This window comes from Inhella inkyongensis, assembly GCF_005952805.1.
GTDB classification, from domain to species: domain Bacteria; phylum Pseudomonadota; class Gammaproteobacteria; order Burkholderiales; family Burkholderiaceae_C; genus Inhella; species Inhella inkyongensis.
Genome location: NZ_CP040709.1, coordinates 982,415 through 996,975, shown reverse-complemented (window position 1 = coordinate 996,975; position 14,561 = coordinate 982,415). Strand labels below are relative to the sequence as shown.

Sequence of the window (14,561 nt, the reverse complement as noted above, 5' to 3'; positions counted from 1 at the left end):
AAAGAGCCCGCCAATGGCGGGCTCTTTGCTTTGTACTGGACGGCCCCCGTAAGGGCCGCCAATCCGGCTAGGCTTAGAACTCGTAACGCAGCGTGACTTGCATGGCCCACTGCGACTCACCAGCGGCCTGGCGAGTGATAGCGTCAGTCACAAAACCGTTCACGTAGTACACGTACTTGCCAGTCGTCGGATCAATACCACCAAAGTTTGCAAAGGTGCGGCGAGCACCGCCTGCGCTTTGAAAGGCGCTTTCGTCGATGCGACCCCAACGACGATTGATCAGGTTGCCGAAGTTCAAGAGATCCAGATTCAGCAGGGCCTTGTGGCCACTGGCAAAGGCCGGCAGTTCCTGGGTCAGGCGCAGATCAAAGCTGTTGGTGAACTTCGAGAAGCTGCCATTGCGCTCCACAACCTGGCCCTTGCTCTTGCGCAATTGCGGTGTGCCGTCCACCATGGCCCAGAAGGCTGCGGCAGCCTGGGCGTCGGTGATCGCGCTGGAACCGGTGGTCTGGCCACTCTTGATGATCACATCGCTGGCGTCCTTGGGCACATACATCAGGTCGTTACCCGAGATGCCGTCGCCGTTCATGTCATTGCCATAGGTCCAGCTATAGGGCTTACCCTTGCGGCCTTCGTACACCACGCCCAAGGTGGTCTTCAGCTTGCCGATCAGGGCCTTGCTCCAGCGCACATTGGCATTGAAACGGTCCTGCACCAGATAAGCCGAGTTCGCCACCACTTCTTCATTGGGATTGAAGATGGCACGGGCATTGAAGTTGGAGTTCGACACCGACGAGGTCAGCGGGCTCACCTCGGTGGCGCTGGCACGGGTGTAGGCCAGATTCCAGCTGAAGTCGCCGACACGCGGCTGACCGATCGACAGCGTGACGCTATTGCCGCCGCCCTTACCGCTGCGCTCGGCGATCAGCACATTGCCGAAGCTGGCGTTCGACAGGGCACGGTTGCGGTTGCCCGAGCAAGTTGTACCGCTGGTGCTCAGCGAGCCATTGCCGGTCCAGCAGGTCGGGTTGTAGGCCGCCGGGGTGTAGAACATATCGCGACCGTCCGGGCCCTTGCGGGTGGCGGCGCCCAGGTTCAGATGGCGGTAATAAATCGAGTCATTGACGCTGGTGGCCAACCACTCGGCACCGAAGACAAAGCCCTGCGGCAACTCCAGGTCATAGCCCAGGTTGAACTTCCACACCGAGGGCTGGGCCAGGTTTCCGGCCAAAAAGTCCACATTGGCGGCCGGCGTGGTGCCGGCGAGCAGCACCTGCTTGCTCGGATCAGGGTTGAACACGCCGGTGTCGGTCGTGTCCAAGCAGTTGCGCTGGCCGGAGTTGCCGCAGCCCACAAAACGGGTGAACACCCCCGTGTTCGAGTAGGCATTGGAGATCCAGACATTGGCCGCCGCGCCCTGGAACAGGCCGAAACCGCCACGCAGCTGCGACTTGCGCTTGTCCATCGCGTCAAACGCGTAGTTGAACGAGAAGCGCGGCTGGAACAAATCAGCGCCATCCGGCACCTGGGTGTTGTCGAGGCCAAAGCCACCCGTATTGCGCACCACCGACGCATTCGTCGCGCCAGCTGAACCCGCCACGGTCGCAGCGGCGGCCGAGGCGTTGGCGGCGGGGCGATCCGGCAGACCCAGTTGGTCATAGCGCAGACCAGCACTCAGGGTGAGCTTGTTGGACAACGTCCAGGTGTCTTGCAAGAACAAGCCCAGGTTCTGAATCTTGAACTTGGCAATGCCATCGTTCAGCGTGAAGCTGCCTGCGGGGGCTTGCACTTGATAGGCACTGGGGCGGCCGAGGCTGAAGTTCTCCAGCACAGCAGCTTCCATCTGAGCCGCCGTAAGGCTGCTGCAGCGGTTGGCGGTGCCTGTAGTCGGCAGTCGGGTGCCCGCAGCGATACCAGGGATGGTGTTGTAAATCCAACCATCCTGGCAGCCAAAGGTGTAGTTGCCTTTGGTGTCCTGGAAGAAGGCGTTGAAGACCTTGTTATCGCTGTAGTCACCACCGAACTTCACCTCGTGGTCGCCAGCAAACCAAGTGGCGCCCAGATAGGCGTCCATGGTCTTGGTATCCAGGATGTTGAAGTGACGGCTGCGTTCAGTACCGAAATTCAGGAATCGGGTTCCCGTGTCAACACCGGCCGGGGCCCCGATAGGGGCGACGCCGGTGAAGCGCAAGCCCACCGAAGGCATGTCCGAGGAATTGCGCGGCTCGCTGTGGTAGTCGCGGTTGGAGACCTTGAGCTCAGTCGAGAAGTTCTCGCTCCAGTCTGCGAACCACTGAGCCACTGCGGTCTCAATGGTCTTCTCCTGCTGCCAGATGCTGGAGGACAGGGCCAAACCGGTAGCGCTGAAGCCACCGAAGCCGCCGTTATTCGTATCGCTCTGCTCAGTGCGGGCGAAGCGCACATTCGCGCGGTGCTTCTCGCTGATATTCCAGTCCAGCTTGACCAGCGAATCCTTGACAGTCAGATCCGCCTGCACGTCGGTATTACCGATGTCCAGGTTGTACTTGCTCTTGGCCAAGGCCGCTGCGTCGTTGATCACCTTCTGGGAGATCGCGACATTGGTCAACGCGCTTCCCACCGGACCGAATTCAGGCTGAATGCGGTTGCTGCTCAACTCCTCGTAGCTGGCAAAGAAGAACAGCGTGTCCTTGATGATGGGGCCGCCCAAGGTGGCACCGATGGTCTTCTCTTGGAAAGGCAGGAAGCTGAAGTAAGTGTCGTTGGTACGGTTGTAGCGCTTGCCGGCCATGCCGTCGTCACGGTAGGCCAGCTTCAGCGTGCCCTTGAGGTCATTGGTACCCGACTTGGTGACCGCGTTGACATTACCGCCGGTATAGCCCTGCTGGGTCACGTCGTAATTCGACACATTGACCTGCACCGACTGCAGCGCTTCCAGCGGGATAGGCTGCTTGCGAGTCGGCAAATTGTTCGACTCCAAACCGAAGGTGTCATTGATCTTGACGCCGTCGATGGTGATGGAGTTGTAGCGCGAGTTCTGACCCGCCACCGACATCTCGCCACGCTCTTTGTCGGTCTGCGCCACGCGTGCATCCATGCGCGCGAAGTCCTGCAGGTTGCCGTTCAGCGAGGCATAAGACTCCAACTCGGTCTTGCCGATCTTGGTACCTGCACCGGTATTGCCGGCGCCGAACTTGCCAGAGGTAGCCGAACCCGTCACCACCACTTGCTCAAGGGTGGTCTCAGCCTTGCCGACGCGCAGATCCACCAAGGTGGTCTCGGCAAGCGCCAGGTAAACCTCGTCATTCACCGACTTGTCGTCGCCCTTGCTCACCGTCACGGTGTAGGGGCCGCCCACGCGCAGACCGCGGGCGCTGTAGCGACCTTCGCCGTCGGTGGTCAGGGTCACAGCAGAGCCCGACTCGCGGTGCAGCACCACCACGGTGGCGCCGGCCACGGGCTTGCCATCGGGGGTCAGCACGCGGCCGCCAATGGCGGCGGTGGTGTTCTGGGCCAGGGCCGGGGCGGCCGCCACGATGGCGACGGCCGCGGCCAGGGCGGTGCGAGCAAAGAGAGACGAGCTCATCGGGTTAACTCCTAAGTAAAAACGCGGTCTGCTATACGCAAACCGGCCACCTGGGAGCCCTAAGGGTTCGCCGCGTCTGCGCTGCGGGAGCTGAGGGTCCGGTGGCCGGAGGGAAAATTTTCCAAACGGTCGAATTGTTGATGGAGTCGGTGACGCTGGGGTGACAGCTTCTGCACACTGCGGGTTCGTCAGGGCTGTTTCGGGTCTTTTTCGCAACAGTTTGTGGCGAAAAAGACCCGCCCAACGGGCCCCTCACAAGGCCGCCAATTGCGCCAGCGCCTCATCCAGCGCGCTCAACAGGGCGGGCATTTCGCCCAGATCACCCAACTTGGCCGCAGCTTCAATGCGACGCGCCAAACGGCTGAGTCGATGGGCCGACAGATTGGCCGCCGAGCCGGCCAAGCTGTGGGCTGCACGCGCCAGGGCGGCCGCATCCTTCGCCGCCAAGGCCTGCGCCATCTCAGCCCGCCGCTCTGGGGCGTCGGTCAGCAGCATGCTCCACAACTCCTCCAGTAGCTCTTGATCGCCGCCCAGACGCTCAAGGGCCTCGGCACGATCCCAGTCAACACCATCGGTGCTGCGCCTGCCGTCCGCCACGGTGCCGGGGTTGACAGACTGCAAGGCAGTCGATGCTGGCGATGCGGCCGCAACTGGAAATTCAGACAGCACCCGTTGCATCTCCAGCATCAGGAACTCGGTCTGGATCGGCTTGGAAACATAGCCATCCATGCCGGCATCCAAGCAGCGCTCGCGATACCCCTCCATCACATTGGCGGTCATGGCCACGATGGGAATGTGCTGGCCACTGCTGGCCGCCGCCTCGCGGGCACGGATGCGCTGAGTGGCCTCCACCCCCCCCAGTTCCGGCATCTGCATGTCCATCAGGATCAGGTCAAAGGGCTGCTCCTGGCTCAGGCGCACCGCCTCCAGGCCATTGACGGCCAACTCCACCCGGTGCCCCATCTTGGCCAGCAGGCGCAGGGCCAGGGTCTGGTTCACGGCGTTGTCCTCGGCCAGCAGGATGCGCAGGCTGCGCAGGCCGGCTTGCGCCAGGCGGCTCCCAGCACTGCGCAGCGCACGCGGTTTCACGGCTTCACCGTGCAGCAGCTGAACTGTGGCGTCGAACAGCTCCGAGGGCGAAGCCGGGGTCGGCACCCAACCCGGCACGCCCAGGCGTTGGCATTCGCCCGCAATCTGGCGCTGATCCGCCGCCCGAACCATCAAAAGGGTGCGGGCCAGCAACTGCGGCCGCGAAGCCAACGAACCCGCCAGCGCCCGCCCATCCATCAAGGGTAGGTCGGCATCGGCCAATACCAGGTCAAAGGGCTGCTGGGCCAGCGCGATCTCGGCCTGCACGCCGTCACCGACCGGATGCACTGCCATGCCCCAGGCTTGCAATAGCTCGGCGTTCCAGGCCCGAGCGGTCTCATTGCCTTCAGCCAACAACACACGCTTGCCGCGCAACTCCGGATGGGCCTCGCGCTCAACGGGCTGAACGCCCAAATCGGCCGTGAAATGAAAGGTCGAGCCTTCACCCAGCACGCTCTCGACCCAGATGCGTCCATGCATCAAGGCCACCAGGCGCGAACAGATGCTCAGGCCCAGGCCGGTGCCACCGTACTTGCGGGTGGTCGAGGTGTCGGCCTGAGAGAAGGCCCCAAACACCGAATCCAACTGGTCGTGCGCAATGCCGATCCCAGTGTCCCGAATGGAGAAGTGCAGCAATCCGCCGGGCTCGGGTTGCACGTCCACATCGACTTCACCCTGAGCCGTGAACTTGACCGCATTGCCAACCAGGTTGGTCAGCAACTGACGCAGCCGGCCGGGGTCCCCTTTGACCAAATTGGGCAGTTGCGGCGCGATGCGGAAGTTCAGCGCCAGCCCCTTGTCTTGTGCCGTCAGGGCGATGGGGCGCAGCGTTTCGGCCATCAGTCGCGGCAGATCGAAGTCGATGCGCTCGATCTGCATCTTGCCGGCCTCGAGCTTGGAGAAGTCAAGGATGTCGTTGACGATCACCAGCAGGGCATCGGCCGAACTCTTCACCAGTTGCAGGTACTCGCGCGGCTCGGCGGGCAACTCGGTGTCGAGCGCCATCTCGGTCATGCCGATGATGCCGTTCATGGGTGTGCGAATTTCGTGGCTCATATTGGCCAGGAAGTCGCTCTTGATGCGCAGCGCATCCTCGGCAGCATTCTTGGCCTCGGTCAGCTCCAGCATCAGGCGCTTCATGGCCGTGATGTCGGTGCGCAAGCTCACCGTCATGCCCTGCGGTGTGCGGCTGTCGTCCATGCGCAGCCAAACCGAGCCCACTTGTGCCTCGCCCACCCCTTGCCCGGCCCGGAAAGCCTGCAATCGCTCGCGCACAAAATCCTCGGTCGCCAGGCCTTCACCAAACTGCATGGCGGCATAGCGGCGCAACATGCCCTCGTACGGGGCGCCCGGCACCATGTGATCGGCCACGCCGGGATAAAACTGCTTGTAGCGGCTGTTGCAAATCACCACCCGCTCTTGCTCGTCGTACATCGCAAAGCCCACGTCCAGGGCTTCGATGGCATCCACCAACTGGGTGCGGGCGCGCTGCACCTCCTGCTGAGTCAGCTTGGCCTCATGCGCATCCAGGATGAAACCGTCCAGATAGATCGGCTTGCCGGTGGGGCTGCGCACGGCCTGGCCGCGCCCCTGGACCCACCGGATGCTGCCGTCGGCCCGCACGATGCGGTACTCCTGCGCATAGGGTCGGCGCTGCTCCACCGCTTCCAACAGCTCGGCCGTGGCTGCCGCCAAATCATCGGGATGAATCAGGCTGGTGAGCCGGCGCCGGCCCTCCATGAAGTCCGCCATCGGGTAGCCGGTCAAGGTCGCCACCCCTTCGGACAGGTAAAGCAGGCGCGGCGTGTCCTGGGCCGTGGCACGGTAGACGCAGCCTGGCAAATTGGCCAACAAGCTGCGGAAGCGTTCCTCGTTGGCGGCCAGCATGTGCTGGGCTCGCTCGCGCTCATCCACGAGATCAGAAATCAAGCTGGACAGCCCCAGCAGGTCCGAAGTCCCTTGCGCCAGCAGGGGCCTCCCGGCACGGGCCAGCAGTTCATTGCTGGTGCCCCGCAAGGCTTCCAGCACTTCGCGCTGCGCGGCGGACTCCTGCCGCAGCCGCTCATTCACGCCGCTGAGCTCGGCGCTGGAGAGTTCCAGACTGCGCGTGCGCAGGGTCAGGTCGCGCTCACTCTGCGCATAGGCCTCGCCCACCATGGAAAAAAACCGGGGCAGGCGCTCCGCGAGCTGCTGCACGGTCGCGTCGGGGCTGGCGGCCAGGGCCTGCGTCAAGGCCGCCAGCGCGTCCGGACCCTCCAGCCCCAGCCCACGCTTGAGCTGACGCGCCAGCAGCTTGTTGTCAAACACTGAATCAGCCCTGCTCCGCCAGCAGGGTGATGGTCATGGTCTGGTTGTGCAAATGACAGGTCAGCCCCTCCAGATTGGGGCTGATCTCGCCATTCGAATAAAAGCCCGTGACCTGGGCCTGCGCACCCATCACATCCACGACGGCCTCGACTTCCTCGTCCACCCGTGCACCCATCACCAGCTTGCGGCCCACACAGGACACCAACAGGGCCAGCTTCTCCCCATCCACGCCCCCGCCCGCGAACAGGGCCTGCGCGGCGGCTTCTGCACCATCGACCAGCGAATCCGTGGACGCGTGCATCAGGCGCAGATAACCATCCGGCACGATGTCGCCGGCCAGCACCAGACTGCCCTGCACCTCGTCCACGCCCAGGATGGTGCGGATCAGACCCACCGCCTGATGGTCCTGGCCCAGCATCTCAAAGGGAAAGAGCAGGCCAGTGCCGGGCAATCCGCTGGCGTACTCGCCCAGATACTTCTTGTAGACCGCCAGCGCCGGCTCGCCGTCCAGCTCAAACAGCACATTGCCCTCACTGCGGGTGACCCGGCGCGCGGGACCGAAGGGCTGCCAGCCATGAAAGCTGCCATGCCGCACCACGGTGCGCGGGTGGTAGAAGCCCAGCGCCACCAGCTGCCGATCCGACACCGCCGCGTTGCTCAAGGTGTAGCTCTGCGTGAAGGCGCCACCATCGCCAGCGAGCCCGCCCGAGATGCTCACTTCCGCAGGCAACCCCGAGCGCAAACCTTCGATCAAGGCGCTGCCATTGATGGCCACCCCCTGCCCCAACACCAGCACCTGGCGCAACGCCATGCCGCCCAGCGGCGCGCTCAGCTGCGCAGCCAAGCGCGCGCCAGCGGCCTGCGAGTCATCCATCCCGGCCAGGTCGGTGCAGGCCAACCGCAGCGCCGGGTTTTCAAAGTGAAGTGCGGTCAGCACCAAGCTGCCATCGCTGACCCCCTCATTGCCAATCTCGCCCGCCGTGGTGCAACCGGCCAAGGTGGCCTCACCCAGAGCGGCCTTCAAATTCCCCAACAAGGCGGCATCCCGAAAGCGCGCCACCGCACCAAAGGCCAGCACCAGCTGCGGCTGCAAGGCTGCCAACGGCGCCAGCTCGGCGGGCTCTGGGCAGTGGTCCAAGGTGATTTGGGTGACTTTCATAGCAGCTCCATCAGGGTGGATTCAGCAGGTGGGGGTGGTTCGTCCTGGAAGCGCTGGCGCACTTCCAAGACCTGATCCCATGCCTCCACAAAGGCCTGGACACAACGGGGATCAAAGTGGGCGCCGGCATGCTCCAGCAGGAAATCACGCGCGGCTTCCAGGGTCCAGGCCGCCTTGTAGGGGCGCTCCGAACTCAGCGCATCAAACACATCAGCCACAGCGACGATGCGGCCCCACAGCGAGATGGCTTCGCCTGCCAATCCCAGCGGGTAGCCTTGGCCATCCCAGCGCTCGTGATGGTGCAAGGCAATCATGGCCGCCGCCTGCAAATACGGACTGGCGCTGTCGGCCAGGATGTCATGCCCGATGCGGGCGTGCTGGCGCATGATGACCAACTCCTCGGGCGAAAGCCGGCCGGGTTTGAGCAGGATGTGGTCCGGTGTGCCGACCTTGCCGATGTCGTGCATCGGTGCGGCGTGCAGCAGCAGCTCCTGCTCGGCCTCGGGCAGACCCAGCTGGAGGGCGATCAGCCGCGCGTAATGCGCCATGCGCATCACATGGGCGCCGGTCTCTGGGTCGCGGTACTCGGCCGCTTTGCTCAGGCGCAAGATGGTGTCAAGCTCGCGCGCCACGATGGCGTCGGTGGCGAGCGCCACCTCGGTGGCCAGGCTGACCGCGCGCTCCGACAGGGCCCGCTGCGAGCGCCGCAGCGCGAGCATGTTGCGGGTGCGCGCCTGGAACTCCACCCGATCCACCGGCTTGGTCAAGAAGTCGTTGGCCCCCAGTTGCAGCGCGCGGTGGCGCAGCTCCATCTCGTGATCGGCCGTCACCATCAGGACAGGCAAATCCTGTTTGCTGGTGTCGCTGCGCAAGATGCGCACAAAGTCCAGGCCATCCAGCTCCGGCATTTGATAGTCGACGATCAGCAGGTCGACATCGGTCCGCAGCACATGCTCCAGACCGGCGCGCGGATCGGTGAATTCCACGCTCTGGGCGCCCTCGATCTGCCGCACCAAGCCGCGCAGCAGCGCCACATTCACCAGGTTGTCATCCACGATGACGATGTTCACTTCGACCCTCCCGAAGGCAGCGGCCCGCTAAAGGCCAGGCGCTGAACCAGCACATGCTCGTTGAACTTGAACACCAGATAACCCACCAGGCCCAGGGCTGACTGCAGCAAGAGAACGAACAATTGCCACAGCCCGGCTTCACGCACCGCGTCCCAGCCATGCTCGGCCAGAAAGCGCAGGTTTTGATTCAGCACCCGAATCAGATCCAAGGTGACCGCGCCAAACAGCACAAAGCCCAACAGCAGGGCGATGAAACTGCACAGCGGGTGCGCAGAGAACCACACAAAGAGACGACTGGGCGCGCGCATCAGAAGCCCAGGGAGGCCAAGAGATCGTCGACGTCGTCTTGCTTGAGCGCCTTGTCGGGCGTTTGCACCCCCGCCAGTTCCTCGGACTCGGGCTGGGCGCCGGCCACCTTGCCCGCGTGATCCAGCACCTGCTCCATCGGCCGCTCCACGCTGAGCATCAGATTGATCACCTTGTTGATGACCTGACCCGAGAGGTCCTGGAAGTCCTGCGACATCATCAGCTCGGTGGCCAAGGCCTGCTGGCGCTCCGCCAGGGCTCGCAAGGCAGCTTGCAAGTCGGGCGGAGCCTGGGCCGCGAGCGCCAGCAGCTGCTCGGCATCGGCCTTGGTCGCGTCGCTCAGGTCAAAAACCTTGTTGGCGGCCTTTTGCGTCATGTCTTTCACATAACGCAGGCGCTCACAGGCGTCCGGCAGTTCTTCGACCGCCTTTTGGATGGCAGCGACCGCCTCGGTCGCCAGTGCAGGACTCGGCTCTCCCATTTCGCGCTCCATCCCAAAGGCTGGGGGTCAGCCTCGGCCCAGCCATGCTAGCGCCGCGCAACGGGTTTTCGCACACCGCAGATTCCCTCAGAAGCCGACCCCAAGCTGCCGGCTCAGCGCACCGGCAACGCGGTTTCGTACTTGACCTCACGCAGCACCACATTGCTGCGCACACTGGCCACACCCGGCACCTTGAAGACCTTGCCCTGAAGGAATTGGTCGTAGGCCTTCATATCGGGCACCACGACCTTGATCACGTAGTCGGCCTCGCCCGTGATGCCATGGCATTCGATGATCTCGCGGCTGGCGCGGACCAAGGCCTCGAACTGCTCGACCGCCCCCTCGCTGTGCCGCACCAAGGACACATTGGCCAGCACGCAGATCGACAGACCGAGCTTTTCGCGGTCCACCAGCACCACCTGGCGGCGGATGACACCGCTCTCTTCCAGTTCCTTGACGCGTCGCCACACCGGCGTGGCCGAGAGACCCACCTTCTCGGCCAGGGCTTGGTTGGACAGGCGGGCATCGGATTGCAAAGCTTCCAGGATCTGGCAGGTGGCGCGATCGAAACGTTCGTTTTCCATAGGCTCAATTTTGGAGTGCAATTCACTCAAAAGAGCGCGAATCTGTGATGCGTTCGCAAACACTCCCCGGGTCATCTCCCTAAAAATCGCGCGCTCTATTTCGATCACCCACACCATGTCCGAACCCACGCTGCGCCCCTACCAACTCTCGGACAACCTGGCCGCTGACAACGGCGCCGTCTTCCTCACCGGCACCCAGGCCCTGGTGCGCTTGCCCCTGATGCAAAAGAAGGTGGACGAGGCGGCCGGGCTGAACACCGCCGGCTTTGTGTCCGGCTACCGCGGCTCGCCCTTGGGCATGGTGGACCAGCAGATGTGGAAGGCCAAGAAATTCCTCGAAAAGGCGAAGGTGGAATTCCTGCCCGCCATCAACGAGGACCTGGCCGGCACCGCCTGCCTGGGCACCCAGCGCGCCGCGTTGGACCCCGAGCGCACCGTAGACGGTGTGTTCGCGCTCTGGTATGGCAAGGGCCCGGGCGTGGACCGCGCGGGCGATGCGCTCAAGCACGGCCATGTGTACGGCAGCAGTGCGCAGGGTGGCGTGCTGGTGGTGTGTGGCGACGACCATGGCTGCGTCAGCTCCAGCACCCCGCACCAGAGCGATCTGGCACTGCAGGCCTGGTCCATGCCCGTCATCCACCCCGGCAACGTGGCCGAGTACCTGGAGTTCGGCCTGTGGGGCTGGGCCGCCTCGCGCTTCTCGGGCGCCTGGGTGGGCTTCAAGGCCATCTCCGAGGTGGTTGAATCCGGCATGACGGTGGACCTGGACACGGTGAAGACCCACTTCACGCCGCCAGCCGACTTCCAGAGCCCGGTGAACCTGCACATCCGCCTGGTGGACCTGCCTTCGCTGGAGCTGGAGTCGCGCCTGACGCACAAGCTCAATGCCGTGAAGGCCTTTGCGCGCGCCAACCCGCTGGACCGCCTGGTGGTGGCCAGCCCGCAGGCGCGGCTGGGCATCGTGACGGTGGGCAAGGCGCACTACGACTTCCTGGAGGTGCTGCGCCGACTGGACATCAGCGTCGAACAACTCGCCCAGGCCGGCGTGCGGGTCTACAAGGTCGGCCTTGTCTACCCCCTGGAGACCGAAGGCTTGGCCGCCTTCTGCGAGGGCCTGAGCGATCTGCTGGTGATCGAAGAGAAGGCGCCAGTGGTGGAGCGCCAACTCAAGGAACTGCTGTTCCACTGGCCCGACAGCCGCCGCCCGGCAGTGGTGGGCAAGACCGATGCCGCCGGCCACGCACTGCTGTCCGACGTGGGCGAGCTGCGCCCCAGCCGCATGATGGGCGTGGTGGCTGAGTGGCTGGCGCGCCTCTCGCCCGCACTGGACCGCCGCGACCGCGTGGTGGACTTCACCGCGCCCAAGCTGCTCTCCAACGCCGCAGACGCCACGCGCCGCCTGCCCTACTTCTGCTCGGGCTGCCCGCACAACAGTTCCACCAAACTGCCCGAAGGCTCGCGCGCGCTGGCGGGCATCGGCTGCCATTTCATGGCCAACTGGATGGAGCGTGAGACCTCGGGCCTGGTGCAGATGGGCGCCGAGGGCGTGGACTGGGTGGCGCAGCAGCGCTTCACCCGTGCCCCCCATGTGTTCCAGAACCTGGGCGACGGCACCTACTACCACTCGGGCTATCTGGCCATCCGCCAGGCCATCGCCGCCAAGGCCACGCTGACCTACAAGATCCTCTACAACGACGCGGTGGCCATGACCGGCGGCCAGCCGGTGGACGGCTCCACCAGCGTCCCGCAGATCGCGCGCCAGATCGAGGCCGAGGGCGTCAAGCGCCTGGCCATCGTCAGCGACGAGATCGACAAATACGACGACCAGCGCGCCCTCTTCCCTCCTGGCACCACCTTCCACGACCGCAGCGAACTCGACGCCGTGCAGCGCGAGCTGCGTGAGGTGAAGGGCGTGACCGCTCTGATCTACGACCAGACCTGCGCCGCCGAAAAACGCCGCCGCCGCAAGAAGAAGGAGTTCGTCGATCCGCCGCGCCGTCTCTTCATCAATGAGTCCGTGTGCGAAGGATGTGGGGACTGCGGCCAGGCCAGCAACTGCCTCTCAGTGGTGCCGGTCGAGACCGATCTGGGCCGCAAGCGCGCCATCGAGCAGACCAGCTGCAACAAGGACTTCAGCTGCGTCAATGGCTTTTGCCCCAGCTTTGTCTCGGTGCACGGCGGCAGTCTGAAGAAGCGCCAGGGGGCGGCCTTCAACGCCAGTGATCTGGCGCGCGAGATCGCCGCCGTGGGCGAGCCGCCGGCTTGGAACTGGAGCGGCCCCTTTGACATGCTGGTGACCGGCGTGGGCGGCACCGGCGTGGTGACCGTAGGCGCCTTGATCACCATGGCCGCGCACCTGGAAAAGAAGAGCGCCTCGGTGCTGGACTTCATGGGCTTCGCGCAAAAGGGCGGCGCGGTGCTGAGCTTCGTGCGCGTGGCACCCGAGCCCAGCCAACTCAACCAGGTGCGCATCGACACCCAGCAGGCCGATGTGCTGCTGGCCTGCGATCTGGTGGTGGGCGCCAGCAACGACGCACTGCAGACGGTGAAGGCCGGCCGCACCGTGATCCTGGCCAACACCCACGAGCTGCCCACCGCCGCTTTCGTGCGCAACCCCGACGCCACTCTGCACGCCCATGAGCTGCTGGAGAAGATGAAGTTCGCCAGTGGCGGGCAGGCCGACCGGCTCAAGACCATCGACGCCCAATCGATCGCCCAAAAGCTCCTGGGCGACACCATGCCCAGCAACATCGTGATGCTGGGCGCGGCCTGGCAGGCCGGCCTGGTGCCGGTCTCGCTGGCCGCGCTTGAACGCGCCATCGAGCTCAACAACGTGGCCGTCGAGTCCAACAAGACCGCCTTTGCCCTGGGCCGTCTGGCCTATGGCGCTCCGGCCGCACTGGCGCGCCTGGGCGGTGAGACGGCCGTGCAGCTGAACTTCTTCAGCGACAAGCTGGATGGCGAGCAAGGCCTGATTGCGCGCCGCACGGCCCTGCTCACGGCCTACCAGGACAGCGCCTATGCCGAACGCTACGCGGCCCTGGTGCAGCGCGTGCGCCAGGCCGAAGGCCGCCTGGGCGCGGCCGGCAAGCCCGAGCGCCTGACCAAGGCCGTGGCGCGCTACTTTGCCAAGCTGATGGCCTACAAGGACGAGTACGAGGTGGCGCGCCTCTACACCGACGGTCAATTCGAAGCGGCGCTGAAGAACCAGTTCGAGAACTGGGAGTCCTTGAGCTTCCACATGGCGCCGCCGCTGCTGGCCAAGCCCGGCAGCGACGGGCGCGTCAAGAAGCTGCAGTTCGGCGGCTGGATGTGGAAGGGACTGCGCGTGCTAGCGCGCTTCAAGGGTCTGCGCGGCGGCGCCCTCGACGTGTTTGGCTACACGGCTGAGCGCCGCATGGAGCGCGCACTGATCAGCGAGTACGAGGCGTTGGTGGATGAGTTGCTGCGCGGGCTCTCGACCGACAAACTGGAACTGGCCGTGCAACTGGCGCGCCTGCCCGAACGCATCCGCGGCTACGGCCACGTGAAGCACGCCAACGTGCAGGCGGTGAAGAAGCAGTGGGGCGAGATGCTGGCGCGTTACCGCGCCGCCAGCAGCGCGAACAGCAGCACGCCGGTTGCCCTGGCTACTCCTTGACCCAGGAAAAGCCGCCGCCCTTGCCGCGCTCGCTCTTGCGGCGGGCGCGCAGCACCGCGTCAAAGCCCTGGCGGCCGCCATTGAGGATGGCGGTGTAAAGCCCCACCACGTCCTCGCGGCTGAGGTCGTCGATGTCGCTGCGCTGCTGCTTGGTCACAGCGGCCAGGATCTCACGCGGCAGGCTGGGGTGGGTGGCCAGCAGCACGAACATGGCCTGGAACAGCTCGGGGTAGGCCGCACAAATGGCCTGCACCCGAGGCAGCACCTCGGCCGGCCCGACCAGGGCGCCGGGCAGCAGCCAGGCCACCTCGGCGGGAACGACGGGCCCGGCCTCCGCTGCGGGATCGCGGTCTTCCATGG

The 14,561-nt window shown here is 64.8% G+C and carries 9 protein-coding genes; 1 reads left to right on the top strand and 8 read right to left on the bottom strand.

The genetic code is table 11. The annotated features are described in order from the left end of the window. Positions 1 to 73: 73 nt before the first annotated feature. From FF090_RS04910 to FF090_RS04880, 7 genes are all read right to left on the bottom strand, one after another. A complete protein-coding gene (locus FF090_RS04910; RefSeq protein WP_138855663.1) occupies positions 74 to 3,565 on the bottom strand; it encodes a TonB-dependent receptor in 3,492 nt (1,163 codons plus the stop codon). A 252-nt stretch (positions 3,566 to 3,817) separates the two neighbouring features. Then, positions 3,818 to 6,961: a response regulator gene (locus FF090_RS04905; RefSeq protein WP_138855662.1), complete on the bottom strand. Its 3,144-nt coding sequence runs from the start codon at positions 6,959 to 6,961 to the stop codon at positions 3,818 to 3,820. 4 nt (positions 6,962 to 6,965) lie between these two features. After that, positions 6,966 to 8,120, bottom strand: a complete 1,155-nt coding sequence (locus FF090_RS04900) for an FIST signal transduction protein (RefSeq protein ID WP_138855661.1) — start codon at positions 8,118 to 8,120, stop codon at positions 6,966 to 6,968. After that, on the bottom strand, positions 8,117 to 9,190 hold the full coding sequence (locus tag FF090_RS04895) for an HD domain-containing phosphohydrolase (RefSeq protein ID WP_138855660.1): 1,074 nt from the start codon (positions 9,188 to 9,190) through the stop codon (positions 8,117 to 8,119). Before FF090_RS04895 ends, FF090_RS04900 begins: the two co-directional genes overlap by 4 nt. Continuing rightward, entirely contained in the window at positions 9,187 to 9,498 is a 312-nt protein-coding gene (locus tag FF090_RS04890; RefSeq protein ID WP_138855659.1) for a hypothetical protein, read from the bottom strand. Before FF090_RS04890 ends, FF090_RS04895 begins: the two co-directional genes overlap by 4 nt. Then, the gene (locus FF090_RS04885) at positions 9,498 to 9,977 is read right to left on the bottom strand and encodes a protein phosphatase CheZ (RefSeq protein WP_175423529.1); all 480 of its coding nucleotides are present in this window, start codon (positions 9,975 to 9,977) and stop codon (positions 9,498 to 9,500) included. The genes FF090_RS04890 and FF090_RS04885 overlap by 1 nt, the downstream gene beginning before the upstream one ends. 113 nt (positions 9,978 to 10,090) lie before the next feature. Next, positions 10,091 to 10,561: an Lrp/AsnC family transcriptional regulator gene (locus FF090_RS04880; RefSeq protein WP_138855657.1), complete on the bottom strand. Its 471-nt coding sequence runs from the start codon at positions 10,559 to 10,561 to the stop codon at positions 10,091 to 10,093. Between the two features lie 115 nt (positions 10,562 to 10,676). On the opposite strand from FF090_RS04880, the gene FF090_RS04875 reads away from it, so the two are divergent. Then, complete coding sequence (locus tag FF090_RS04875; protein ID WP_138855656.1) at positions 10,677 to 14,201, top strand: indolepyruvate ferredoxin oxidoreductase family protein; 3,525 nt, start codon at positions 10,677 to 10,679, stop codon at positions 14,199 to 14,201. Here FF090_RS04875 and FF090_RS04870 read toward each other — a convergent pair. Then, positions 14,191 to 14,559, bottom strand: coding sequence for a hypothetical protein (locus tag FF090_RS04870; protein ID WP_138855655.1), 369 nt, complete (start codon positions 14,557 to 14,559; stop codon positions 14,191 to 14,193). The genes FF090_RS04875 and FF090_RS04870 overlap by 11 nt on opposite strands. Between the last annotated feature and the right edge of the window lie 2 nt (positions 14,560 to 14,561).

What these genes read in the sequence shown, in the direction of transcription:
- FF090_RS04910 (WP_138855663.1), bottom strand. Translation starts at nt 3,565, where the DNA reads ATGAGCTCGTCTCTCTTTGCTCGCACCGCCCTGGCCGCGGCCGTCGCC.
- FF090_RS04900 (WP_138855661.1), bottom strand. Translation starts at nt 8,120, where the DNA reads ATGAAAGTCACCCAAATCACCTTGGACCACTGCCCAGAGCCCGCCGAG.
- FF090_RS04890 (WP_138855659.1), bottom strand. Translation starts at nt 9,498, where the DNA reads ATGCGCGCGCCCAGTCGTCTCTTTGTGTGGTTCTCTGCGCACCCGCTG.
- FF090_RS04885 (WP_175423529.1), bottom strand. Translation starts at nt 9,977, where the DNA reads ATGGGAGAGCCGAGTCCTGCACTGGCGACCGAGGCGGTCGCTGCCATC.
- FF090_RS04880 (WP_138855657.1), bottom strand. Translation starts at nt 10,561, where the DNA reads ATGGAAAACGAACGTTTCGATCGCGCCACCTGCCAGATCCTGGAAGCT.
- FF090_RS04875 (WP_138855656.1), top strand. Translation starts at nt 10,677, where the DNA reads ATGTCCGAACCCACGCTGCGCCCCTACCAACTCTCGGACAACCTGGCC.
- FF090_RS04870 (WP_138855655.1), bottom strand. Translation starts at nt 14,559, where the DNA reads ATGGAAGACCGCGATCCCGCAGCGGAGGCCGGGCCCGTCGTTCCCGCC.